Annotated in this window: 20 protein-coding genes, 2 pseudogenes and 2 riboswitches; all 22 genes and pseudogenes read left to right on the plus strand. The window is 51.5% G+C overall.

Annotation, left to right across the window (positions count from 1 at the left end; genetic code table 11):
* The first annotated feature begins 346 nt into the window (after positions 1–346).
* The 22 genes and pseudogenes from KKC1_RS09960 to KKC1_RS10065 all read left to right on the plus strand — a co-directional run bounded on the left by KKC1_RS09960 (position 347) and on the right by KKC1_RS10065 (position 22,242).
* Positions 347–1,186 (plus strand): DUF4382 domain-containing protein, encoded by an 840-nt coding sequence (locus tag KKC1_RS09960; protein WP_088554329.1) that lies wholly within the window; start codon positions 347–349, stop codon positions 1,184–1,186.
* 127 nt (positions 1,187–1,313) lie between these two features.
* On the plus strand, positions 1,314–1,754 hold the full coding sequence (locus KKC1_RS09965; RefSeq protein WP_088554312.1) for a hypothetical protein: 441 nt from the start codon (positions 1,314–1,316) through the stop codon (positions 1,752–1,754).
* A complete protein-coding gene (gene cbiM, locus KKC1_RS09970; RefSeq protein WP_088554313.1) occupies positions 1,754–2,398 on the plus strand; it encodes a cobalt transporter CbiM in 645 nt (214 codons plus the stop codon). Before KKC1_RS09965 ends, cbiM begins: the two co-directional genes overlap by 1 nt.
* Entirely contained in the window at positions 2,395–3,168 is a 774-nt protein-coding gene (cbiQ, locus tag KKC1_RS09975) for a cobalt ECF transporter T component CbiQ (protein ID WP_088554314.1), read from the plus strand. The genes cbiM and cbiQ overlap by 4 nt, the downstream gene beginning before the upstream one ends.
* Before the next feature lie 15 nt (positions 3,169–3,183).
* A complete protein-coding gene (locus KKC1_RS09980; protein ID WP_088554315.1) occupies positions 3,184–3,933 on the plus strand; it encodes an energy-coupling factor ABC transporter ATP-binding protein in 750 nt (249 codons plus the stop codon).
* 388 nt (positions 3,934–4,321) lie between these two features.
* Entirely contained in the window at positions 4,322–7,315 is a 2,994-nt protein-coding gene (locus KKC1_RS09985; RefSeq protein WP_143288730.1) for a molybdopterin-dependent oxidoreductase, read from the plus strand.
* A 20-nt stretch (positions 7,316–7,335) separates the two neighbouring features.
* A pseudogene (locus KKC1_RS17545) lies at positions 7,336–7,575 on the plus strand (response regulator); the annotation flags it as partial.
* Between the two features lie 66 nt (positions 7,576–7,641).
* Positions 7,642–7,926, plus strand: a pseudogene (locus tag KKC1_RS17550) (group II intron maturase-specific domain-containing protein); the annotation flags it as partial.
* Positions 7,927–8,106: 180 nt separating this feature from the next.
* On the plus strand, positions 8,107–9,459 hold the full coding sequence (locus KKC1_RS17070; RefSeq protein ID WP_088554318.1) for a peptidoglycan DD-metalloendopeptidase family protein: 1,353 nt from the start codon (positions 8,107–8,109) through the stop codon (positions 9,457–9,459).
* A gap of 138 nt (positions 9,460–9,597) precedes the next feature.
* Entirely contained in the window at positions 9,598–9,804 is a 207-nt protein-coding gene (locus tag KKC1_RS10000; RefSeq protein ID WP_238134271.1) for a spore coat associated protein CotJA, read from the plus strand.
* A gap of 39 nt (positions 9,805–9,843) precedes the next feature.
* The gene (locus KKC1_RS10005) at positions 9,844–10,080 is read left to right on the plus strand and encodes a spore coat protein CotJB (protein ID WP_428844934.1); all 237 of its coding nucleotides are present in this window, start codon (positions 9,844–9,846) and stop codon (positions 10,078–10,080) included.
* Positions 10,081–10,094: 14 nt separating this feature from the next.
* Positions 10,095–10,667 (plus strand): manganese catalase family protein, encoded by a 573-nt coding sequence (locus KKC1_RS10010; protein WP_088554320.1) that lies wholly within the window; start codon positions 10,095–10,097, stop codon positions 10,665–10,667.
* A 127-nt stretch (positions 10,668–10,794) separates the two neighbouring features.
* Positions 10,795–10,879, plus strand: a riboswitch (cyclic di-GMP riboswitch).
* 119 nt (positions 10,880–10,998) lie between these two features.
* Positions 10,999–11,083: riboswitch (cyclic di-GMP riboswitch) on the plus strand.
* Positions 11,084–11,168: 85 nt separating this feature from the next.
* Complete coding sequence (locus KKC1_RS10015) at positions 11,169–12,140, plus strand: HD-GYP domain-containing protein (RefSeq protein ID WP_088554321.1); 972 nt, start codon at positions 11,169–11,171, stop codon at positions 12,138–12,140.
* Positions 12,141–12,164: 24 nt separating this feature from the next.
* Entirely contained in the window at positions 12,165–13,532 is a 1,368-nt protein-coding gene (locus KKC1_RS10020; protein ID WP_088554322.1) for a bifunctional diguanylate cyclase/phosphohydrolase, read from the plus strand.
* Positions 13,533–13,574: 42 nt separating this feature from the next.
* Positions 13,575–13,826: a hypothetical protein gene (locus tag KKC1_RS10025; RefSeq protein ID WP_088554323.1), complete on the plus strand. Its 252-nt coding sequence runs from the start codon at positions 13,575–13,577 to the stop codon at positions 13,824–13,826.
* A 654-nt stretch (positions 13,827–14,480) separates the two neighbouring features.
* Positions 14,481–15,263: an electron transfer flavoprotein subunit beta/FixA family protein gene (locus KKC1_RS10030; protein WP_088554324.1), complete on the plus strand. Its 783-nt coding sequence runs from the start codon at positions 14,481–14,483 to the stop codon at positions 15,261–15,263.
* A 15-nt stretch (positions 15,264–15,278) separates the two neighbouring features.
* Complete coding sequence (locus tag KKC1_RS10035) at positions 15,279–16,265, plus strand: electron transfer flavoprotein subunit alpha/FixB family protein (RefSeq protein WP_088554325.1); 987 nt, start codon at positions 15,279–15,281, stop codon at positions 16,263–16,265.
* A gap of 43 nt (positions 16,266–16,308) precedes the next feature.
* Positions 16,309–18,339: a heterodisulfide reductase-related iron-sulfur binding cluster gene (locus KKC1_RS10040; protein WP_238134272.1), complete on the plus strand. Its 2,031-nt coding sequence runs from the start codon at positions 16,309–16,311 to the stop codon at positions 18,337–18,339.
* 140 nt (positions 18,340–18,479) lie between these two features.
* Positions 18,480–19,400, plus strand: coding sequence for a PAS domain-containing protein (locus KKC1_RS10045; protein ID WP_088554326.1), 921 nt, complete (start codon positions 18,480–18,482; stop codon positions 19,398–19,400).
* A 547-nt stretch (positions 19,401–19,947) separates the two neighbouring features.
* Complete coding sequence (locus KKC1_RS10055) at positions 19,948–20,124, plus strand: YezD family protein (RefSeq protein ID WP_202820032.1); 177 nt, start codon at positions 19,948–19,950, stop codon at positions 20,122–20,124.
* Between the two features lie 166 nt (positions 20,125–20,290).
* Positions 20,291–21,445 carry a sulfate adenylyltransferase gene (sat, locus tag KKC1_RS10060; protein ID WP_088554328.1) on the plus strand — a complete coding sequence of 385 codons (1,155 nt, stop codon included), beginning with the start codon at positions 20,291–20,293 and terminating at the stop codon, positions 21,443–21,445.
* Between the two features lie 53 nt (positions 21,446–21,498).
* Entirely contained in the window at positions 21,499–22,242 is a 744-nt protein-coding gene (locus tag KKC1_RS10065) for a sulfite exporter TauE/SafE family protein (protein WP_202820033.1), read from the plus strand.
* The last annotated feature ends 86 nt before the right edge of the window (positions 22,243–22,328 follow it).

Genomic DNA, 22,328 nt, shown 5'->3' on the forward strand with positions numbered 1-22,328 from the left:
TCGTAATTTGACGTACACTTTTAAGCCTCGATTGGAGCAGGGAAAATTTTACCCGATACTACTTGACACATTCTGTTTGGATTAATTTGTTGACACTGGCGGGAAAATCAGATACAATAAAACAGGGCTTTTAAGTTGGCGGCAAGGAGCCGCCGGGTAAGTACCGGATCCTGTACTTATAAAAAAATGATTAAACATTAAGTAAACATTGGAGGAACATACCACGGAGGTATTTTCCTGCAAGAAGCAGGGGTGCTTTCGTGGTTTGTTTTTTTCCAGCGCTGGAAATGAATTGATCAGCGTAGGTGCCGGTACCGGTAAAATTACATCGGAGGAGGTAAAAAATATGAAGAAATTTCTTTTCGACGCAGTGATTTTTATCTTTTTGGCGGCTGTTCTTTCCGGCTGTGGTAGCGGTGACACGGGTAAGCAGCCGGGTGGGGAGAAAGCTGAGGCAGAAAAAACCGGAACTTTGCAGTTTACGGCCAACGGTGAAGATTTTATCAGGCAGGGCTTTACCTCAAAGGACGGCTGGGAACTTACCTTTGATCATGTGTACGTTAACCTTGTTGATGTTACTGCTTACCAGGCCGATCCTCCTTATGATGCCGACAAAGGCGGCGAGGTTCAGGCCGAGACAGAGGTAGTCCTTCCGGGAGCACATACCGTGGATTTGGCGGAGGGTGATGAAAATGCCCCGCCCATTCTGGTTGGCGAAGTAAAGGACGTGCCTGCCGGCCATTATAACGCCATTTCCTGGAAAATGTTAAAGGCAACGGAAGGTCCTGCCAGGGGTTATTCACTGGTTATCATCGGTAAGGCGGTAAAGGACGGCAAAACTATCGATTTTACCATAAAGAATGAACATGAGTATAAGTATACCGGCGGGGAGTACATTGGTGACGAGCGCAAGGGTATTGTTACAGAGGGCGGTACTGCAGATTTGGAGATGACCTTCCATTTCGACCACATCTTCGGTGACGCCGGGACGCCCGCCGACGATGAGCTCAATGTGGGCGCGCCGGGCTTTGAGCCCTTTGCTTCTCTGGCCGAGGACGGCGTTGTGGATGTTAACATGGCTGAGCTCAAGGAGAAGATGTTACCCGAGGCTTATCAGAAGCTGGAGGAAATGCTGTCCACCCTTGGGCACGTGGGTGAGGGCCACTGCTATTGTGAGGTGTTGTAAGTGCTTCATATAGGGTCATGGCTTGCGGGTCTTTAAAAAACCGGACAGGATTAACGGGATGGACGGGACGGGTCCTGAAGATCCTGTTAATCCTGTCGGGAATTGTTTTTCTTCAGGGGGTTCTCTTATGAAAAAAATACTTCGTTTTTATGTTGTGATTTTTCTTTCCATCCTTGTTTTCCCGGCGACAGCACTGGGTCACGGAGTGGAAATTGACTACCGGACTACAGAGGCCATAGAGATAACAGCCACTTACGATACAGGAGAGCCGGTGAGCGAGGGCCAGGTGATTATCTACGCTCCAAATGATCCTTCCACCCCGTGGGCTACGGGAAAGTGCGATGAAAAGGGGCGCTTTACCTTTACCCTGGACCCGTCCATCCCGGGGACCTGGGATGTGCAGGTGCGTAAAGCCGGCCACGGCGGAATGATTCATATTCCGGTGGGCGGGGATGAAGCGGCTGCGGGGAGCACCGGTTATACTACGCCGCAAATCATACTGATGGCGGCTTCTGTCACGTGGGGGTTGATAGGTACTGCTTTATTCTTTTCGAGGAGGAAGAACTGATGCATATTCCGGATGGTGTTCTGCCCACTTCAGTTTGTCTCGGCGGGTACGCCGCTGCCGGGGCCGTCACCTGGTTTTCGCTTCGTAAAATCAGCCAAAAAGAAAATCCCCGGGAAGGCATTCCCAAGGCGTCACTTCTTACTGCTGCTTTCCTGGTGGCTTCCTGGATTCACATTCCCGTACCCCCTGCCAGCGTTCACCTGGTATTAAACGGCCTTTTAGGGGTGGTGCTGGGCTACTACGCCTTCCCTGCCATTCTTATCGGCCTTTTTTTCCAGGCGGTGATGTTCCAGCACGGCGGCCTGACGACTCTGGGAGTAAACGCTACTGTCATGGGGGTACCGGCCCTTTTGGCCTACTACCTGTTCCGGCTCCGTAATACCTTTGGCAGGGGCAGCCGGCTGAGTACCGGCCTCTTTGGGTTCCTGGCCGGTGCCGGGGGGATAGGGCTTGCAGCCGTTGCCGTCTTTGTTCTTCTTGTTACTACCATACCGGCCCACATGGACGTAGAGGCGGAGCGGGCAAGTATTTGCGCCCTGACCCTGGCACACATCCCGCTCATGATCATAGAAGGTGTTTTTACTGCCGCACTGGCACTTTTTCTGCAGCGGGTTAAACCGGAATTGCTGGAGGGTGAATCGTGAGACTTCAACTGGATGAATATGCGTACCTGAATACACCCCTGCACCGCTGGGACCCCAGGTATAAACTTGCGGGCTTCATGATCTTGATCTTTGCCTTTTCCTTTGTCCACTCTTTACATCTTTTGCCGGCTATGATGGTGGTGAGCGGTGCCCTTTACACCGTTTCCTGCCTTCCCCTTTCCTTTTTGCTGGCCAGGCTACGCCTGCCCGGTTTTTTTCTTTTAATGATGGCTGTTTTACTGCCCTTTTTCTCGGGACAGACTGCCCTGTTTTACATAGGTCCTGTAGCTGTGAAGCAAGAGGGGTGCCTGGATTTGCTCTTGATCTCAGTAAAATTTTTATGCATACTTACCTTGGGAATAATTCTGTTTGGTACCACATCCTTTTTAACCAGTGTGAAGGCCATGCGGGCCCTTGGCCTCCCGTCCATACTGGCTGATATGGTCCTTTTTTCTTACCGGTATCTCTACGATATTGGTGACAAACTGAAGACCATGGAAACGGCCATGAAATTGCGGGGTTTTCGCGGTCGTGACCTGAAAAGCGTGGGTACCCTGGCTTCCCTGGCTGGGACCATACTGGTGCGTAGTTACGAGCAGTCAGATCGGGTCTACAGGGCCATGATTTTAAGGGGCTACGGTCAGGCCGGCGGTGCCGGGGTCGGGCCCCGGCGGGATGAATTTCAAGCCTGTCCCCGTGACCTGGCCGGGCTGCTGGTTTTTATCGCGGTGGCCGTATTATTTGTTGTTGCCGAAATTTACTTGCCCTGAGCCGGAGGTTTATAGATGAATTCAAGGAAGTCGGTACTGTCGGTTTCTAACTTATCGTTTAGTTACCCGGATCGCTACTTGGTATTGAAAGATTTAAATCTAGAAGTGTGGCCGGGGGAGCGGGTGGGCATTATCGGTCCCAACGGTGCCGGAAAAACTACCTTTTTTATGTTAATTTGCGGGGTGCTCAAAGTAACTTCCGGGGAAATCCGCCTTTTCGGGAAGCCGGTGGTGCCGGGAGAATTCCGCCCGGAGGTGGGGATGGTTTTCCAGAACCCTGACGACCAGCTGTTCTGCCCCTCCGTAAGGGACGATGTGGCCTTTGGTCCCGAGAATTTGGGACTGCCGAAGGAAGAGGTAGAGGCCAGGGTCCGGGAGGCCTTTGCCGTAACCGGCATTCAGGAATTGGGTGATTATCCACCCCACCATCTCTCCGGCGGCCAGAAACGGATGGCGGCCATCGCGGGGGTACTGGCCATGCGTCCCAGGCTGGTAATCTATGATGAGCCAACCTCTAACCTGGACATTCGCTACCGGCGGCGTCTTATCCGTTTTTTACGGAGCGCGCGGGAAACAATGCTCATTGCCTCCCACGATCTGGAATTTATTCTGGAGGTATGTGATCGCGTCATTTTGATGGATGAAGGGCGAATTGTTGCCGATGGAAACCCCCGGGTAATAATGGGTGATGTGGACTTAATGGAAGCCCACGGCTTGGAAAGGCCCCATTCACTTGTCCCCCATGTTGAGCCGCACCACGGATAAAATCGGCGCTCATTTTAGAGCAGCGGTCACTACCTTATCGTTATCATTACAGAATTGCTGGTAATCCTGCAGTCCGGCATTTTTTTTAATTTTCCCAGAAGAAACGCCCGAACTTTTTCTTTCAGTAATAGTTTTCCTGCTGGTAGTTGAGGCCGGGCGGGGCGCGTGGCATAATTTACTAAAAGTTGTCTTTGTCACCGTTGGTTGCCCGGCACGGATCAAAGTGGGAAGGGCCGTTCGCAGCAGTGCGTACCGCTGTGCGCACCATGTTTTTTCACTACCGGCCGGTGAAGATTTTTGAACCTGGTACGGTTCTTGCGTGTAGGAGGAGTTTGAGCAGGCATCTGCCTGGTCAGGTAGATAGTCAGTCAGATGGGATTGTGTGTACATGGAAACGAAAAGGATCAGGACGGTGTGCCGCAGTTGCCATGGTGGCTGCGGGGTGATTGCCCACGTCAGAAACGGCAGGGTGGTAAAGGTGGAAGGGGACGCGGACTCACCCATCGGCGGCGGTACTATGTGCAGCAAGGGGCTGGCCATAACCAGGCTTGCGTACCACCCCGACCGCATCCTCTATCCCATGAAGAAGGGGAGCAGGGGCTGGGAGAGGGTGAGCTGGGAGGAAGCTCTGGATACCATCGCGGGTAAGTTCAAGAAGATCATCGAGGAAGACGGGCCGGAATCCATCTTCCTGGGCTACGGTACGGGGAGGGACTACGAGACTTTCCTCTACCGCTTTGCCAACCTGCTGGGGACGCCAAACGTCCTGACGGCGGGCCACATGTGTTACGGCTCACGGACGGCCGCGACCATCATCACCTGCGGCAACCTGCCCGTGGCCGACTACAGGGGAGGGCCCAGGTGCATAGTGCTGTGGGCTGTCAACCCCCTGTGGACCAATCCCGACGAGTACAAGGGGGCGGACTTCTGGAAGGCTTACAGGAGTGGAGCAAAACTTATTGTCATCGACCCGAGGAGAAACTTCTACACGAAGAAAGCGGACCTGTGGCTCCAGATCAGACCGGGTACCGATGCGGCCCTGGCGATGGGGTTCTTTTATGTGATCATAGAAGAAGAGCTCTATGACAGGGAATTTGTAGAAAATTACATTCACGGCTGGGATGCTTTTGTAGAGAGGGTAAAAGAGTACCCGCTAGATAAGGTCGAGGAGATAACGTGGGTGGACAGGAACCTGATCCGGCAGGCAGCCAGAATGTACGCCACGACCAAGCCCGCCTGCATTCACTGGGGTGTTCCTACCGAGCAAAACAGGAACTGCACGGACTACACCAGGATTACGACGGGCCTCATGGCCGCGACCGGGAATCTCGACGCCCCGGGGGGTAGCGTCTTCTTTGTCCCGCCTCCCGTGCGGACGGCTTCTGAGGTCGGCAATCATAGGGCACTGCCACTGGAGCAGGTCAAAAAGCGCCTGGGTGGCGAGCAGTACAGGCTGGCATCGAGGATAGCCGTAGTTACGCCAAGGGCGGCCTGGGACGCAATACTGACGGGGAAGCCCTACCCGCTGAGGGCAGGCATGTTTGTGGGCTCAAATCCCTTGATCACCAGGGCCAACGGGAAACAGATTTACGAAGCGCTGAAGAAGCTGGAGTTTCTCGTGGTAGTCGATTTCTTCCTCACGCCCACCGCCGAGCTCGCCCACGTATTTCTGCCTGCGGCCACGTGGCTCGAGCAGGACAACGTCGCGGAAAACTGGAAGCGGCACGGGTACGTGCACGGCCTCTTGTCCCTGCTGGACCCGCAGCAGTTGTTCTCCGGAGAGCAGAAGACAAAAGCCATAACTACGTTGAGCCGGGCGCTGACACCGATTGCGGACGAAATCGCTTCTGCCTTTCCGGGTGTGGGTGTCGGGTACTATGCCCTGTGTGTCGACAGCATCGTGGCCTACGCACCCAGCAGTCAGTTTGGGGACAAAGTGGGGATTTCCGTTTGGCCGGATCACATCGGAAGGCGGGCCATGCGGGAAAAACGGGAGATAGTTGGGGTCGGCAGCACGGTGCGTGGGGACATAATGAACTGCGTGCGTCCTCTCATCAGGGATGGGCGGGTTATTGGTTTTGTCTGGGCCAATGAGACCGTTGAAGACATTTACCGCCAGCTTCAGCAGGGCGAGAGAAATCTTTTCTTTTCCGGTGGACGGCTCGAGGTCTTGTTGGGGCTCACCTGGCTGCTGGTTTTGTCTGCCCGCCAGCTCGGCCACATAAAGAGATTTTCAGGCCAGGGGAGTGCGGAGAAGAGCCCCGGTGCCTCCCGGAGCCTCATCGAAGCCTTTTTAGACATGCAGCGCTACCTGGAGATGTTTCTCAATACTGTGAATTCAGGTCTGGTTGTTCTCAGCCGTCAGGGCCAGATTATATTTTTAAATAAAGGCGCTCAGAAATTTTTTCAGGAATTGGGAATAAATGTTAGAGAGCCGGTTTGGGAAGTATTTTCCAGGATAGGTCTGCCGGGTCTGCAGGTACAGATCGACCGGATGTGGGAGCGAGGTATCGGGCACCTGCCGCTGCGGTTTAAAGTCCCTGGTGTTCCCCGGAAAGTTGACCTGCACGTGATTCACCTGGAAAACAATGATGATCCCTGCTTTCTCATGGTTATGGAGAATCTGGAATGGGAGCAGGAAGATTACCAATGGAGGGCGGCAAAACTGGCGGCAGCCGGTGAGGTTGCGGTAGACATTGCCCACGAGATCAGAAATCCCCTGGCGATAATCCGCGGTTCCGTGCGCTTGCTGCCCGACCGGCTCAATGACCGCGAATTTCTCCTGCGTCTGGTTGATGTGCTGCAGCAGGAGATAGACCACATCAACAGCACGCTGGAAGCTTTACTGGCGTTCACCAGGGTGGCGGAACCATGTTTTGAAACTGTAAACCTCCCTGACCTGCTTGCTGGTGCAGTCAGGTTAATTGAACCGTACGCTTCCGATCATGGCGTGCGTGTGGTCTTGAACAATTCCAGCCGGGACATATTGATCCAAGGAGATGCTCGTTATCTGAAGCAGGCGTTCCTCAACCTCATGCTCAATGCCGTTCAGGCCATGCCCGACGGGGGAACCATGATGGTAAGCTGCCTGCGGAGGCCGGGAAGCAATCTGGCAGAAGTGGTGGTGCGGGATACAGGGGTCGGCATACCCGCTTCTGACCAACCCAAAGTGTTCGATGTGTTTTTTACGAGGCGTCCGGGTGGTGTAGGAGTAGGGCTGGCCCTGGTGCAGCGGATCATCGACGAGCATCAGGGGTTTATCCGGCTTGAGAGCGAGGTTGGAAAGGGTACGGCCTTTACCATTACTCTGCCTGTAAAGCGGTACTCTTTTGAGCGGAGTACAGGAGGTGATGAGCTGTGGCGGGAAGGCAGGCCGTTTTAGTGATAGATGATGAGCCGAATATGACCTGGCTCTTTAAAGAAGCGCTTGGCCACAGGTACGACGTGGTCGGTGCTCAGGACGGCAGGTCAGGCCTCGAGGTCGTCAGCACACAGCCGGTAGACGTGGTTTTGCTGGATTTGCGCCTGCCTGACATGGACGGGTTGAAGGGAATACACGAGATACGCCGCGTCAACAGTAACCTTCCGGTAATAATGATGACTGCTTACGCAACTGTAAAAAATGCTGTTGAAGCTATGAAAGCCGGTGCGTACGATTATGTGGTTAAGCCCTTTGAAGTTGCTGAAGTGGAGAAGGTGATCCGCGAGGCCCTGGCCGAAACGCCCAGCATTTTCAAGAACCTAGAAGGCTGGATGCGGAGGAGGCTGCGCATGTGCCTCTGGAAGCAGTGGAAGCGAGTGCGGACAAGGTACCGCGAACTGCGTGCACTGGGACTGCCTGAAAGGGTAGTACATGAATTCGCCAACACCCGCAAAGGGCCGTGGCGGATGGCACAGGGGCCAATGAATAGAGCCCTGGGCAACTCATACTGGTAGTCCCAGGGCCTGATGAGCTTAACCGAACGCTATTCTTATCTCCGTCAAGCTTGGTGAACCGCCGGATGCGGACCCGCATGTCCGGTGGTGTGAGAGGACGGGGGTTAGCCGCCCCCTCCTACTCGATATTTTCTGCTTAATGGTATAAATTTACTGTAATAAAGGGTTGAGAAAGTCGATAATTGTCGGTACAATGGATAGTGTGGACAATTTTGGCATGTCAAGGAGCTGAAGTGGGTGGAGTTAAAAAAAGGAAACCACGCGCTTGTGATTCTGCTTGCCATTGCCGCCTTAATCTTGATAGGGTTTGGATACCATCACCAGCAAACGCTGGCTTATGATGTTCTTCTGGACGGAGAGGTAATCGGTCAGGTCAAGGACCCCGGTGAAGCTAAGGACTTGTTACAGAACTACGTGGAGCAGACGGAGAAAAAACTCGGGCAGGAGGTAGAGTTAACTTCCAGCCTGGATTTTGAGCCTAACCGGCTGAAACCGGCGGCGCTGGCCGGTAACCTGGAGAAAATCCTGAGGCAGAAGGTCGAACTCCTGACGGAAGCTTACGTTTTGTACATAGACGGGGAGAAATATTTGGCGGTTTTGAAAAAGGATGATATAACGGGGATTTTAGAAGAGTACAAGAGCCGGTATTTAACCGGTATTGACGAAACAGATGCGGTAGAAGAAGCGGGCTTTAAACAGCAGGTGGAAGTGAAAAAAGAGCAGGTTTCCGTAGATACTCTTGTCACGCCGGAGGAGGCCCGGGAGAAGATCAATGCCCCTCTTAAAGAAGCCCAGGTTGTGAAGGTGCAGAAGGGAGACAACCTTTGGCTCCTGGCCCGGCGCTACGGTACTACGGTGGACGAGCTTACCCGTTTAAATCCTGATATTAAGCCGGAGAGGCTTTATCCGGGAGACGAGCTGGTAATAAGCCCGGAAAAGCCGCTGTTGGATGTAGTGGTGAATTTGGAGAAGACGGTGAGGGAGAAAATTCCCTTTCCTACCGAGTACCGAAAAGACAGCACCATGTTCCGGCGGGAGCGGCGGGTGATACGTCCCGGCCGGGAAGGGGAGAAGGAAGTCACCTACCGGATAGCCCTGGTTAACGGGGTGGAACAGAACCGGGAAGTAGTGGCGGAAAAGGTAATCAGAGAACCGGTCAGCCAGATAGTTAAGGTGGGGACCAAGACGACCGTTTCCCGGGGTGGCCGTAGAAACTACGGAGTAGTTCAAGGAAAAAGGGTGAGCAGCGGTTTTGGCTGGCGGCGGAACCCTATAACCGGGAGGAGACAATTTCACGCGGGAGTAGATATAGCAGCTTCTTATGGAAACGGAGTATATGCCTATGCTGAGGGTAAGGTGGTTTACGCTGGGTGGGCAGGAGGCTACGGAAAGGTGATTTTCATCGATCACGGTAACGGCCTGGAGACCCGGTATGCCCACCTGTCGCGGATATATGTAAAGGTAGGTGAGAAGGTAAGGGCAGGCCAGCGCATCGGTGCCGTGGGGAGTACGGGTAGGAGTACCGGACCGCATCTTCATTTTGAGGTGCGGGTCAATGGCCGGCCACAAAGTCCGTGGAAATACCTGTAGGACAGCACCCGAAGGGGTGCTTTTTTTTATGCTCTGACGGCTGTTGGGCATGAGAGCGGTCTGTACCGTTCGGATCCCTTTTTCATAGTATATATTGAAGCATTATATGCCTGTTATGGATGGGAAAGGAGAGATATTATGAACGGGTATTTTCAAGGCCATTATCCATATCCACCGGGTATGCCCGGGGAATATCCTTGGAAGCCTCCGATGGAATTGCCGCCGGGAATAAAGCTGGCCGAAGCCTATGTGCCCTGGCAAAAGTACACCAAGACTTTCAGTCCCGGTGAAGCTTTGCAAAAAGGGACTCTGTTCCCGGAGCTGTATCGACCCTACGAATATTAGGGATGGAGTGAGGAAACCTTGAGAAGAAAACAGGTGGAAATGTTAAGGGTTATTCAGGAACTGGAGTTCGTCGCGGTGGACCTGAGCCTTTATCTGGACACTCATCCGGAAGACAACCGGGCGCTAGAGCATTACAACCGGGTCACAGAGCAGTTAAACCTCCGGAAACGGGAGTATGAGCAGATTTTCGGTCCTCTGGCGGTCTACGGTTTTTCTCCCAGCCAGTATCCCTGGCGCTGGATTGAGGAACCTTGGCCCTGGGAAATTGATTATTGAGAAAGGGGGATATTATGTGGGTTTATGAAAAAAAACTACAATACCCGGTTCGAGTTTCCAAATGTGACGTTCGGATGGCCAAATACCTCATCACCCAATATGGTGGACCGGACGGCGAGCTGTCCGCGGCTCTGCGATATCTTAACCAGAGATATACCATGCCTACCGGCCGGGCCAAAGCATTGCTCACCGATATCGGAACTGAGGAACTGGCCCATTTGGAGATTATTGCTACCATGGTATACAAATTGCTGAAAGGGGTCCCGCCGGAGAAGTTGAAAGAGGCAGGTTTAGGAGCTCACTATGCTCAGCATGACAGCGCCTTGTTTTTAAGTGATGCCAACGGAGTACCGTGGACGGCGGCGTATATTCAGGCCCATGGCGACCCGGTGGCCGACCTGCATGAAGATATGGCGGCGGAGCAAAAAGCCCGAGCTACTTACGAGCACCTTATCCGCTTGACCGATGATCCGGACCTGAAGGACGGTTTGAGGTTTTTGCGAGAAAGGGAAGTAGTCCACTTTCAGCGTTTCGGGGAAGCGCTGGATCATGTTCAGGGTTACTTAAATGACAAGAAATTTTATTAAAGTTATAAATTATTTTAATTTTACCATAAATTATTAATTTTATGAGGAAATGTTTCCCAAAAATGCTTGAAATAGATGGTAAGTATGGTATAATTACTGACAAAGAACAACAAAAAAACTCAAAATTTGTGTACAAGGGCAAACCTGTCGAAAGGCAGGGGCGCAAAGCTACAGGGTCTAAGGCCGTAAGGCTATGACAGCCAGCTGCCACGGGTAGAAGAGGGCTACCCCGGAATATGGGGTGCCTTTTTGTTTAAATAAGTGGCTTCGCAAAGATTGGTTTAACGGGGTGGATTTTGGTATTACAATCAAATAATTCAAAGTAAAAATCTCGTGTTAAGGGCAAACCTGTCGAAAGGCAGGGGCGCAAAGCTACAGGGTCTAAGGCCGCAAGGCTATGACAGCCAGCTGCCACGGGTAGAAGGAGGCTACCCCGGCAGGGTAGCCTTTTTTTTAAAAAAACAGCCGGAATAGCCGGTGGGCAGGGAAAGGGGGAGAGCCATGAAAAAAAGACGGATTTTGCATCGACTGGTTTCCCTGCGCAAGGAGACCGGGGTGTTGCTTCTGTTTTTACTGATTTTTGAACTGGATGCCGTAGTGTTTCCTCACACTTCTCTGGCGGCAATGTATGCTTTGCCGCTTCTGCTGGCCAGTAGATTGGCTTCGGAAATTATGGTAGCCGGTTTGCTCATGATGGCAATCGTTTACGGAATTGTTTTTGACCCTTACGTACACACAGGGCAGGAAATACTGGTCCGTTATTCCATGATGTCAGCCGTATATGCTGCCGTTATTGTAGCCGGTTACAAAATGAAAAAGAATGCTGCGCGATGGGAGAAGGAAAAAAGCCGTCTGGAAGAACTTAACTCACAGTTGGCCCAGGTTACAGAAGATGTAACCATGGCTCTCGTGGAGGCCATTGAAGCGAAAGACAAGTACCTGGAAGGCCACTCGAGGAAAGTAGCTCACCTGGCTCGATGGGTAGCCCGTTTTATGAAATTGCGGCCGGAGGAAATTGATAACGTGTACTGGGCTGCGTTGTTGCATGACATCGGAAAGATAGGTGTGCCGGAAAGTATACTCAATAAAACGGACAGGCTTACCGCTTCTGAATGGTACCAGGTACAGCAGCACCCTATCATCGGCGCGGAAATACTATCGCGGGTTCCCTCCCTGCAGGCGGTGGTCCCCAGTGTTCTCCACCACCACGAGCGTTACGACGGAAAGGGTTATCCCAAGAGGTTGAAAGGTACGGAGATCCCGCTGGGGGCCCGGATAATAGCCGTGGTCGATGCCTTCGAGGCCATGACTTCTGACCGTAGTTACCGTAAAGGTATGTCTAATGAAAAAGCCATTGAAGAGTTGAAACGTTGTGCCGGGACCCAGTTTGACCCCCGAATTGTGGAAGCGTTTATCAAATGTTTCATGGAAAGAGGAGAAGACCAAGTGGAAAGAAGCTTGAAAGTGGTCTAAAAGGAACGAAAGGATGGAAGGACCTTGGCGAGGAAAAGAAGGAATTTAGCAGATTTATATCACTCGCTCAGTATTGGGGTTACGGCGGTTACCCTCCTGCTCGCGGGCACCGGCTTTATTATAGTAAAATCTCACAGCGGTGAAAGCTGGAACCAGCGGGAGGAAATTATTTTGCTTATTTCCCTTGTGATTTTTGTGCTTAATGCTGCTGCTTTATGGGTCAAAGCTGTTTCCGTTCGAACAACGGAGCGGGAATCTGCCCACCGGGCAACGGATTGGTGGCCGCATTCAGACCCTTTAACCGGTCTGCCCCGGCACCGTTGGTTCGTCGACTATCTGGAAGAAAAACTTGCCGACGGAAATAATAATCGAAAAACGGCAGTTATCTTGCTTGATATAGATAATTTTAAATTGTTTAATCAAACTATGGGCTACCGTCAAGGTGATCAGTTGCTCAAAAGCGTCTCGGAGGTCGTAAGACAAAACTTACGACGGGGCGATGTAGTCTGCCGTTACGGCGCCGATGAACTAGGCATCATTGCCCCGTGCGACTCTTTGGAGGAAGCGAGAGCGTTAGGCAGCCGTTTAGCGGCGGAAATTGAGAGTTGTCCTTTTGGATGTCTAGAGCAACTTCCCGGAGGCATAATAACGGTTTCGGTAGGAGTTGCCGTTTCCCCTGATCACGGGGAAAGCAGCCAGGAGCTTTTAAAACATGCGGAGGAAGCTCTGGAAAATGTCAAGCATCAGCAGTTGGACAAATATGCTATCTATTTTCCGGTTATTAAAGAACTGGAAAAAGGGCTGCTCGCTTCGGAAAAAGATTTTATTACCACCGTTAAGACTCTGCTTTCGCTAGTCAACGCCAAGGACCGTTACACCTACGGGCATACCCAGCGGGTATTGAGGTACGCCCTAATGATTGCCCGTAAACTGGGTCTTCCCGAAGAAGAGATCAAAATCATAGGCTACGGGGCGCTCCTCCATGATTTGGGAAAGGTATATGTCCCCAATATGCTGCTTAAGAAAAAAGGCAAACTGACCGAGGAAGAGTTCGACCTGGTGAAAAAACATCCGGTAATCGGGGCGGAGATTATCAAGCCAATTCGTTCTCTCCGTTCCGTTATCCCTGCCGTACTACACCACCATGAGCGTTATGACGGAAAGGGTTATCCTCAGGGGCTCAAAGGGAAAGAGATTCCCTTACATGCTCGTATAATGGCGGTGGCGGACAGTTTCGATGCGATGACCACCAACCGGCCTTACAGACCGGCCAAATCAGTACGGGAGGCGGTGGAAGAACTGCGGCGCTGTGCCGGAACCCAGTTTGACCCGGAAATTGTATGGGCGTTTATCGCCGCCCTGGAGGAAGATAAGGAATCACGCATCAGTTGAAAAAACTTTTTAGTCCAATCGTGCCAAGAGAGGAGGTAATTAGTGAAGGAAGAGTTTCGTTCCTGTTTTCAGTGCGTAGCCTTCAAGGTCTGTAATGAGATTGATGGGGAAAATACGGACCGACAAGAGGCGCGCCGGAAAGCGATTGAATGCCAAAAATTCTACAAAGGTCGGACTACGGACCTGGTTACGGTTTTGGGAAGAGATAAGAAAATGAGCAGGAAGAAAGCTTTTAAATTCAGCCTGCAGGGGAGGTTGAAATGGATCGATAGAAACACCGTTCAGTTTAAATAAAAAAGAACGGGGGACTCGGAGTGTCTCCCGTTCTTTCTTACGGGCAGCAAAAACAGAATTAGCGAGGCGTTAAAATTGAATCTTTCTGGGGACCTCAAAGGTGTAAATTCGGGCTCTAATGGACGGAATTTGGGGTTGACTGGTATATATTTAACTCTCAACTGCTATGGAAGGTGTTGACGGGAAGGGGAATAAGCAATAAGCTAAAAATATAACTGAATGAAGATTCATTCAGTTTTCCCGTTGCAAAAATTTTAGTAAATTAAACCTACAATAAATGTAAAGAAATCTTTACAGTGTATACGATCAAAACACTAGTTGGGCTGTAAATTGGTGATAGTCTAGCTAATCAAAAGAGTGTAAACGATCCAAGACACATTAAGGTAACAAAAGCGAACGGGAGTTTTTTTACAGGCGGGATTTTTAGGGGGTTAAGGTCGTGAAACAAATGGCACAGGATTTGCATAAGTATTGAGGATTGAGGAGGGAAGAGCCGCTCTGCAGTCCCGGGATGGCATTTTTAATTAAGTCGGTTTGGTCTGGGGGTGATGAATACCCTGAGCTTGGGTGAAATTTTGGGTACAGGCAGGTGTGCATTACTTAATGCTAAATAACATCAGCGGAAGACCTACGTGAGCGAAAGGAGGAAACCTGGTGAAGATTATAGTCTGTCTGAAACAAACTTTTGATACCGAGGCCAAGATTCAACTGACCGATGACGGGAAAATATCGGATGAAGGAGTTAGTTTGATTATTAACCCGTATGATGAGTTTGCGGTGGAAGAGGCCTTGAAGATCAAAGAGAATATGGGGGGAGAAGTAGTTGTTGTCTCCATAGGCAAAGAGAGGGCCCAGGAGGCTATCCGGCAGGCGTTGGCTATGGGGGCTGACCGGGGCATATTGATTACGGACGAGGCCCTAGAGGGGGGCGACGAGTATACCACAGCAACAGTTTTGGCCAAGGTCATTGGCAACATGGAGTATGACCTGATCCTGTGCGGCAACAAAGCTATCGATGACCAGTCATCCCAGGTGGCGGTGCGTTTGGCGGAAAAATTGGGTCTGCCGCAGATTAACGTGGTAACGAAGCTGGAGGTTAGCGACGGGAAAGTGGTAGGCCATCGGGAGATAGAGGGCGGCAGTGAAATTATCGAAGCTCCCCTGCCGGCGGTGGTCACGGCCCAGAAAGGACTTAACGAGCCCCGCTATCCCTCGATGAAAGGTATTATGCAGGCGCGAAAGAAAGAGCTTAAGAAATTGAGCCTGCAGGATATCGGGCTAGAGCCATCAGCGGTTGGGGCCTCCGGAGCTAAGGTAAAGGTGCTGGAGTACTCTCTCCCGGCTCCCAGGAAGGCAGGAAAGATAATTGAAGGCGAACCGGCAGAAGCTGCGCGCGAGCTAGTGAGACTTTTGAGGGAAGAAGCTAAGGTTATATAAAGGGGGTTAGGGCTAATGGCTAGAGGAATCTGGGTATTTGCCGAACAGAGAAACGGAGAGCTCAAAAAAGTAGTTTTTGAGCTGTTAAGTGAAGGGAGAAAAATTGCTGACCAATTGGGCCAGGAACTCTGGGCCATACTTCTGGGCAAGGAGGTCAAAGGACTGGTAGAAAAACTGGCCCCCTACGGAGCCGATAAGGTTCTGGTTGCCGATGACGAAAAATTAGAAAAATACTCCACCGGGACTTATACCAAAGTTATATCGGACTTGATTCGGGAACACCAGCCCTTTGCCTTTTTCCTGGGAAATACGGCCATGGGCAAGGACCTGGCGCCGCGGGTGGCCGAACGAGTGGGAACCGGGCTTAGTTCTGACTGCACGGGTATAGAGCTGGTAGATGGAAACCTGCATTTTGTCAGACCTATTTACGCCGGTAAGGCTTTCGCCAAAACTGTTTGTCCGGAAGCCCGTCCCGTTATGGCTACCATTCGGCCCAATGTATTCCCGGTCAGCGAGCCCGATGCCGCACGGCAGGCCGAAGTGGTGGAGGTCCCCGTCCAGGTAGGAATGGAGGACCTGAAGGCAATCGTAAAAGAAGTAGTTAAACAGGCTTCCGGCAGGGTTGAACTTACCGAAGCTGATATTATTGTTTCCGGCGGCCGAGGTATGAAGGGGCCGGAAAATTTCAAGATTTTGGAGGAGCTTGCCGATGTGTTGGGGGCAGCGGTAGGAGCTTCCCGGGCCGCGGTGGATGCCGGATGGAGGGAACACCAATATCAGGTAGGGCAGACCGGCAAAACGGTTTCCCCTTCCCTTTACATTGCCTGCGGGATTTCCGGGGCCATCCAACACCTGGCGGGTATGTCTTCCAGCAAAGTGATTGTCGCCATAAACAAAGATCCCGAAGCCAATATCTTCAAGGTGGCAGATTACGGAATAGTAGGGGACCTTTTCGAAATAGTTCCGCTTTTGACGGAAGAATTTAAAAAGCTGCTGGCCTAGCCAGCAGCTTTAACCCTTCCGGGCGATAAGGAGGTCAATCTTAATGATACCAACCCGCGAGATTTACTGGAACATTGAAGGGCACTGGCTAATGTACCTGCTCATGCTGGTAGCTTTCGCTGTATTCGGTTATGGAGTGTACCAGAAGAGCCGCTACTGGCGGCTGGGCAAGCAGGAAAATCGGTTTGATAATATAGGGGAGCGCATTAAGACGGTACTGGTACACGCTTTTGGTCACAAACGTATTTTGCGGGAAGCCTACCCTGGTATCATGCATTTCGCTATTTTCTGGGGTTTTGTTATTTTCTTCCTGGGCACGCTGGTGGTGGCTCTGCAGGCGGACCTGGGGCTCGAGATTTACCACGGCAGCCTTTATTTAGGATTATCTTTCCTGCTGGACATTTTCGGTATAGCTGCTATAGTCGGTGTACTTATGGCCTTATACCGCCGTTATATTCTAAAGCCGGAGCGGCTGGACACCAACCTGGACGACGGAATAAGCCTGCTTCTTATTCTGGCCATCCTGGTAACCGGCTTTATCCTGGAGGGGTTGCGCATTGCAGCCACTGGGGACCCGTGGGCCGCGTACTCCCCGGGAGGCTGGGCGCTGGCGGCTGTGTTTTCCGGCCTGGCAACCGGGGTTCAATCCGGGCTGCACAAGTTTTTCTGGTGGTTTCACCTTTTACTGGCCTTCGGTTTTATAGCTTACATCCCTTATTCCAAGTTGTTCCATATTATAACCACTCCGGCCAACCAATTCTTTGCTTCCCTGCGTCCCAAAGGGGAACTCGATAAGCTGGACCTGGAAGATGAAGAGGCCGAGTCCTTCGGTGTAGAAAAGTTAGAAGATTTGACCTGGAAGGATCTTCTTGACACCGAAGCCTGTACCCGGTGCGGACGCTGCCAGGACAACTGCCCGGCTTACCTGACCCAAAAACCGCTGTCGCCCAAGCAGATGATTCAGGACTTGAAGGCGCATCTTTACGAAAAAGGGCGTATCCTGCTGCCCCAGAAACAGGGCGTCGACAGCGGGGCGGGAGAAACGGAAGCAGCGGTCGCCGGCGAGGCTGCCGGGCGCCAGCTTATCGGTGAAGTTATAGAAGAAGACGCTATCTGGTCCTGTACTACCTGCCGCTCCTGTATGGAACAGTGCCCGGCTCTGGTAGAGCATGTGCCTAAGACCATTGGCCTGCGGCGATACCTGGTGCTCATGGAAAGCAAGTTTCCCAGTGAAGTTCAGTTGGTGTTCCGCAATTTAGAAAACAACGCGAACCCCTGGGGGGTTGGATGGGCAAATCGCGCCGACTGGGCAAAAGAACTGGGAGTAAAAGTTTTAAGCGAAAATGACAGCGCCGAGATACTCTACTGGGTAGGCTGTGCCGGGGCTTTTGACGACCGCAATAAAAAAGTGGCTGCGGCAGTAGTAAAATTACTCCAGGCGGCAGGAGTTAACTTCGGCATTTTAGGTACCGAGGAGAAATGCTGTGGCGAGTCCGCCCGCAGAATAGGCAACGAGTATCTGTACCAGATGCTGGCGGAAGAAAATGTGGAGATCATGAAGAATTACGGGGTGAAAAAAATCATCACCCACTGTCCTCATTGTTACAACACGCTTAAAAACGAATACCCGCAGTTTGGTGGCGATTTTGAAGTTGTGCACCATACGGAATTCATAGCCCAGTTACTGGCGGCAGGCAAGCTGAGGGCCGGAGAGGCCGATGTTACGGTAACTTACCACGATTCTTGTTACCTGGGGCGCTACAACGATGTTTACTTAGCTCCGCGGCAGGTTTTGCAGTCAATCAAGGGACTCCGGCTGGTTGAAATGGAGCGCAACCATGAGAGGAGCTTCTGCTGTGGCGCCGGGGGCGGCAGGATGTGGATGGAAGAGACCCTGGGAAGCCGGATTAATGAGATGCGAACCGATGAGGCTATAGCTACCGGAGCGGAATGGGTCATAACCAACTGTCCGTTCTGCCTGACGATGCTGGAGGACGGTCTGAAGGCTCGAGAAAAATCGGAAAACATGAAGGTTATGGATATAGCGGAATTACTGGTGAACCTGCAGAACTGATAGTTGCAAGCGCGCCTTTTGGGCGCTTTTTTTTTTATGACTATCACATTTTTCTTTAGGCATATCAGATTTTTTTAGCGCCATGGGGAAGGGTTCTCAAATAGTATAAAGAAGTAATACAAGATAGCTGAAAGGGGTGATTGACCATAGACGATCTGGGTGCTTCTTTTCAAACTGACAGTTACCGGGAAGACTTAGAGAAACTTCGCAACCTGTTGCAAAAAGTTAAAGGTCAATTAGCCGAGGATCCAATTTTAGTGGAACTCCTGGAGGAGATTACTGATCGATTGGAAAAATATGTTTCCCATATGGAATTTGACAAGGATATTTTACTGAATATTTTAAAAAATTCTCCTTGGGGAATCTTCATCTGCGATCAAGCGGGAAGGTTAACTTTTGCTAATGAGGCTTTTGGCCGCATGCTTCAAGTTAATCCAGCTAGGTTACTCCACTACGATCTTAATAAACTGGGAAAAGAGTTTTTCCCGGAGCATCAGTACCTTTGGACTAACGTCAACGCCAAAGTTCCCACCACCGAAGTTTCGGCCAACACAGCCCGGGGGAAATTAACCCTGGAAGTGTGTGCCTTGCCTCTTCAAGCGGAAAAAGAAGTCCAAGGTATGGTATGGTTTTGCTCTAATTTGGAGAGGTGGGAAGATCTCGCGCAGTTCAAGCGCCAGGCGACCTTCCTTCTTGAATCTCTACAGCTGGGCATTATTATTATTGACCGTCAGGAGATCGTACGGTATGTAAATGAAGAGTATTGTCGTATGGTTGGATTTCCCAAAGGATGGGTTTTAGGCCGCCCGATTACTGCTGTAAAAAATAAAGTTTTTAAAGAAATAACACCTTCTGTTATTTTAGAGACGCTACATAAAGGCACCTCCTATTTTGAAGAGGAGGTAGAGGTCGTCTTTAACGATGGCCGGCGGGGAAAATATTCCGTAAACTCAGCCCAGCTAAAGGATGAATACGGAGAGGTTTCGGGAGCCCTGTTGGTAATTCGTGATCTTGAACAGGAAGCTATTTTCCGAAAAAATGAAAATGAACAGGGCCCGTAATGACCTACGCTACAGTTACCACGCATCCCTGCATAGCCCACCGCAACCTTCCGGCTACGGTAGACCATTACGGAACCCGTGATAACCTTTGCTCGACTATCAGGAATACCTTAGCAGCCTGTGACAGTCTCTCGACTACCACAAACCGCCTGAATTTCCTTTCGGAAATACCTGCGGAACCCCTGATAATCTTAGCTCGACCGTTACAGATCCCTTTTGACCCGGCGCCGGTCCTTCGGACCAGCACCGAGCCATACAGGACCCCATAACGATCTTCCCTCCGGCTGCTGCCGAGCCGTTAATAGACCCGGCAGCAACCTTTGGCCGACTACCACAGAGCCCCTGAGGACCCTGTGGCAGTCTTGGCTCGGCCATTACGAACCCTTCATTAAGTATTATGACCACCTAGAATTTTTTTATGTAGCGGTAAAAAAACTTTTTTAGTGGTATTATAAGGAAACTTTATTGACAAATTATTAACTCCTCTGTATAATAAAAACCAACTAAACCAATTGGAAAACAATAAATTATTTTTGAGGTGATCCCTTTGGGCGGCCGGGCGGGTGAAAAAGGCAGAATGTCGGAAGAATTTGAACTTCCACCGGAGATTATTCGCGAAATAGTCAGGGCCGTGGGGGCGGTGAAGTACGGTACGGTAACCATAATTATCCAGGATTCGCGGGTGGTTCAAATTGACAAAACGGAAAAGGTAAGGCTGTGTTAGGGGTTGACCAGACAACTGGAGGCCTCGATCGAAAGAAGATCGGGGTCTCTTTTTTATGGGGTGACATCTGTTGGTGGGGTTTTCAGCCTGGTCGGCCTTGCACCTTTGCCGTTTCATCTGCATATCATGCCAGCGGGTATTTTGCCGAAAAGAAGGAGGCGAAAGAATGAACTTTAGTTTGGTGGCACCTCATGGGGGAAAATTGGTAGACAGATTGGCTAAAGGAAAGAACAGGGAAGATATGCTCAGCCGCGCTATGAGGCTTACCAGGGTAGAATTGCAACCCTGGCAGCTTTCAGATCTGGAATTAATTGCGGTGGGGGCGTTCAGCCCACTGGTGGGTTTTATGACCCGCGAAGATTATTTTTCCGTGTTGGAACGGATGAGACTGGTGGATGGAACGGTTTGGAGTCTGCCTGTTACCCTGGCCGTTACGGAAGAAAAGGCCAGCTCTATTGGAATAGGGGAAGAAATAGCCCTGGGGTATAGAAAAAGGATTTACGGCCTGATGCGGGTCCGAGACAAATTTCGCTATGACCGTGAAAGGGAAGCTGAGCTGGTCTACCGCACCACTGAAACGGCCCACCCTGGAGTCGCCCGTCTTTATTCCCAGGGGTCCGTTTATTTGGGCGGGGAAATCTGGCTTCTGGAGAGGCCGCCGGCGGAGTTTCCCGACTACCACCTGGATCCTGTTGAGACGAGGCGGCTGATTGCGAGCAGAGGATGGCGTACGGTAGTAGGATTTCAAACCAGGAACCCGGTCCACCGGGCCCACGAATACCTGCAAAAGTGCGCCCTGGAAATGGTAGACGGTATGTTGCTTCACCCGCTGGTGGGTCAAACGAAGTCCGACGACCTTCCGGCTGCCGTGAGGATGAAGAGCTACGAAGTTCTTTTGGAACATTATTACCCGAAAGACCGGGTGATTCTGGCGGTGCTGCCGGCGGCCATGCGGTATGCCGGACCGAGGGAAGCTATTTTTCACGCACTGGTTCGAAAAAATTACGGCTGCACGCACTTCATAGTAGGTCGGGACCATGCCGGGGTCGGCCGTTATTACGGCACCTATGATGCCCAACTTATTTTTGATGAGTTTAAGCCGGAAGAACTGGGCATTGATCCCCTTAAGTTTGAACATGCCTTTTATTGCTATCGCTGCGGCAGTATGGCTTCGGAGAAAACCTGTCCTCACGGGCCCTCGGATAGGTTAATGCTCAGCGGCACCCGGGTGCGGGAAATGTTGCGCCGGGGGGAAATACCGCCTGGTGAGTTTACCCGGCCGGAGGTGGCCCGGGTGCTGGCGGAAGGGCTGGCTGAGTGAAGGTACCACCCGGGAAATGCCTGGGAAGAAATAAGGTCTGGGGAGGAAGGAGAATGGACTGGGGACTTGTTGCCGGCGCCATGCTGGTGGGGCTGGTAGCTCAAATAGTCGACGGGGCTCTGGGGATGGCTTATGGGGTGATTTCCAATTCCTTTCTTTTGAGTTTGGGAATAAGCCCAGCGGTAAGCAGCGCCAGCGTTCATTTAGCGGAGGTTTTCACCACCCTGACTTCCGGCCTTTCCCACCTCAAAGTGGGAAATGTAGATAAAAAGCTCCTGCGCCGGTTGGCCCTGCCCGGAGTTCTAGGGGGAATTTTAGGTGCCGTCGTTTTGACCGTGGTTCCGGGGAAAATCATCCGGCCTATGATTGCTGCCTACCTGGTAATAATGGGACTTTTGATCCTCAACCGGGTACGACGGCGTCAGATATCCTGGCGGGACACGTCGAGCGCCAAAGGGTGGACAGCAGCCCTGGCAGGGGCGGGAGGGTTTCTGGATGCAGTAGGGGGAGGCGGCTGGGGGCCAATAGTGACTTCCACTCTTCTCGGACGGGGGTATAACCCCAGGAAGGTCATAGGTTCCGTCAACCTGGCGGAATTCTTTGTTACCCTGGTCCAGTCGGGGACATTTCTGCTCCTGTTAAAGTCGCTGCGGTGGGAATTGATCCTCGGCCTGGTTCTGGGGGGAGTTCTGGCCGCGCCTATGGCTGCCCTGGCCTGTCGCAGGATGCAGCCCCGGATACTCATGGCGGTTATTGGGACTGTTCTGCTGGTATTAAACATCCGTATATTTTTGTAGATCATTTGGCGGAGACTCACGGTAAAAAGTCAAGGGCCAAAAAATGGGAATAAATAACTCAAGGCTTAAAAAAGGCAATAAAAAAC

It is taken from the genome of Calderihabitans maritimus, assembly GCF_002207765.1.
Taxonomy (GTDB): domain Bacteria; phylum Bacillota; class KKC1; order Calderihabitantales; family Calderihabitantaceae; genus Calderihabitans; species Calderihabitans maritimus.

Bases quoted from the DNA above. Each gene is read 5' to 3' on its own strand.
- KKC1_RS09960 (WP_088554329.1), top strand. From the start codon at position 347: ATGAAGAAATTTCTTTTCGACGCAGTGATTTTTATCTTTTTGGCGGCT.
- KKC1_RS09965 (WP_088554312.1), top strand. From the start codon at position 1,314: ATGAAAAAAATACTTCGTTTTTATGTTGTGATTTTTCTTTCCATCCTT.
- cbiM (WP_088554313.1), top strand. From the start codon at position 1,754: ATGCATATTCCGGATGGTGTTCTGCCCACTTCAGTTTGTCTCGGCGGG.
- KKC1_RS09980 (WP_088554315.1), top strand. From the start codon at position 3,184: ATGAATTCAAGGAAGTCGGTACTGTCGGTTTCTAACTTATCGTTTAGT.
- KKC1_RS09985 (WP_143288730.1), top strand. From the start codon at position 4,322: ATGGAAACGAAAAGGATCAGGACGGTGTGCCGCAGTTGCCATGGTGGC.
- KKC1_RS10000 (WP_238134271.1), top strand. From the start codon at position 9,598: ATGAACGGGTATTTTCAAGGCCATTATCCATATCCACCGGGTATGCCC.
- KKC1_RS10005 (WP_428844934.1), top strand. From the start codon at position 9,844: ATGTTAAGGGTTATTCAGGAACTGGAGTTCGTCGCGGTGGACCTGAGC.
- KKC1_RS10010 (WP_088554320.1), top strand. From the start codon at position 10,095: ATGTGGGTTTATGAAAAAAAACTACAATACCCGGTTCGAGTTTCCAAA.
- KKC1_RS10015 (WP_088554321.1), top strand. From the start codon at position 11,169: ATGAAAAAAAGACGGATTTTGCATCGACTGGTTTCCCTGCGCAAGGAG.
- KKC1_RS10035 (WP_088554325.1), top strand. From the start codon at position 15,279: ATGGCTAGAGGAATCTGGGTATTTGCCGAACAGAGAAACGGAGAGCTC.
- KKC1_RS10040 (WP_238134272.1), top strand. From the start codon at position 16,309: ATGATACCAACCCGCGAGATTTACTGGAACATTGAAGGGCACTGGCTA.
- sat (WP_088554328.1), top strand. From the start codon at position 20,291: ATGAACTTTAGTTTGGTGGCACCTCATGGGGGAAAATTGGTAGACAGA.
- KKC1_RS10065 (WP_202820033.1), top strand. From the start codon at position 21,499: ATGGACTGGGGACTTGTTGCCGGCGCCATGCTGGTGGGGCTGGTAGCT.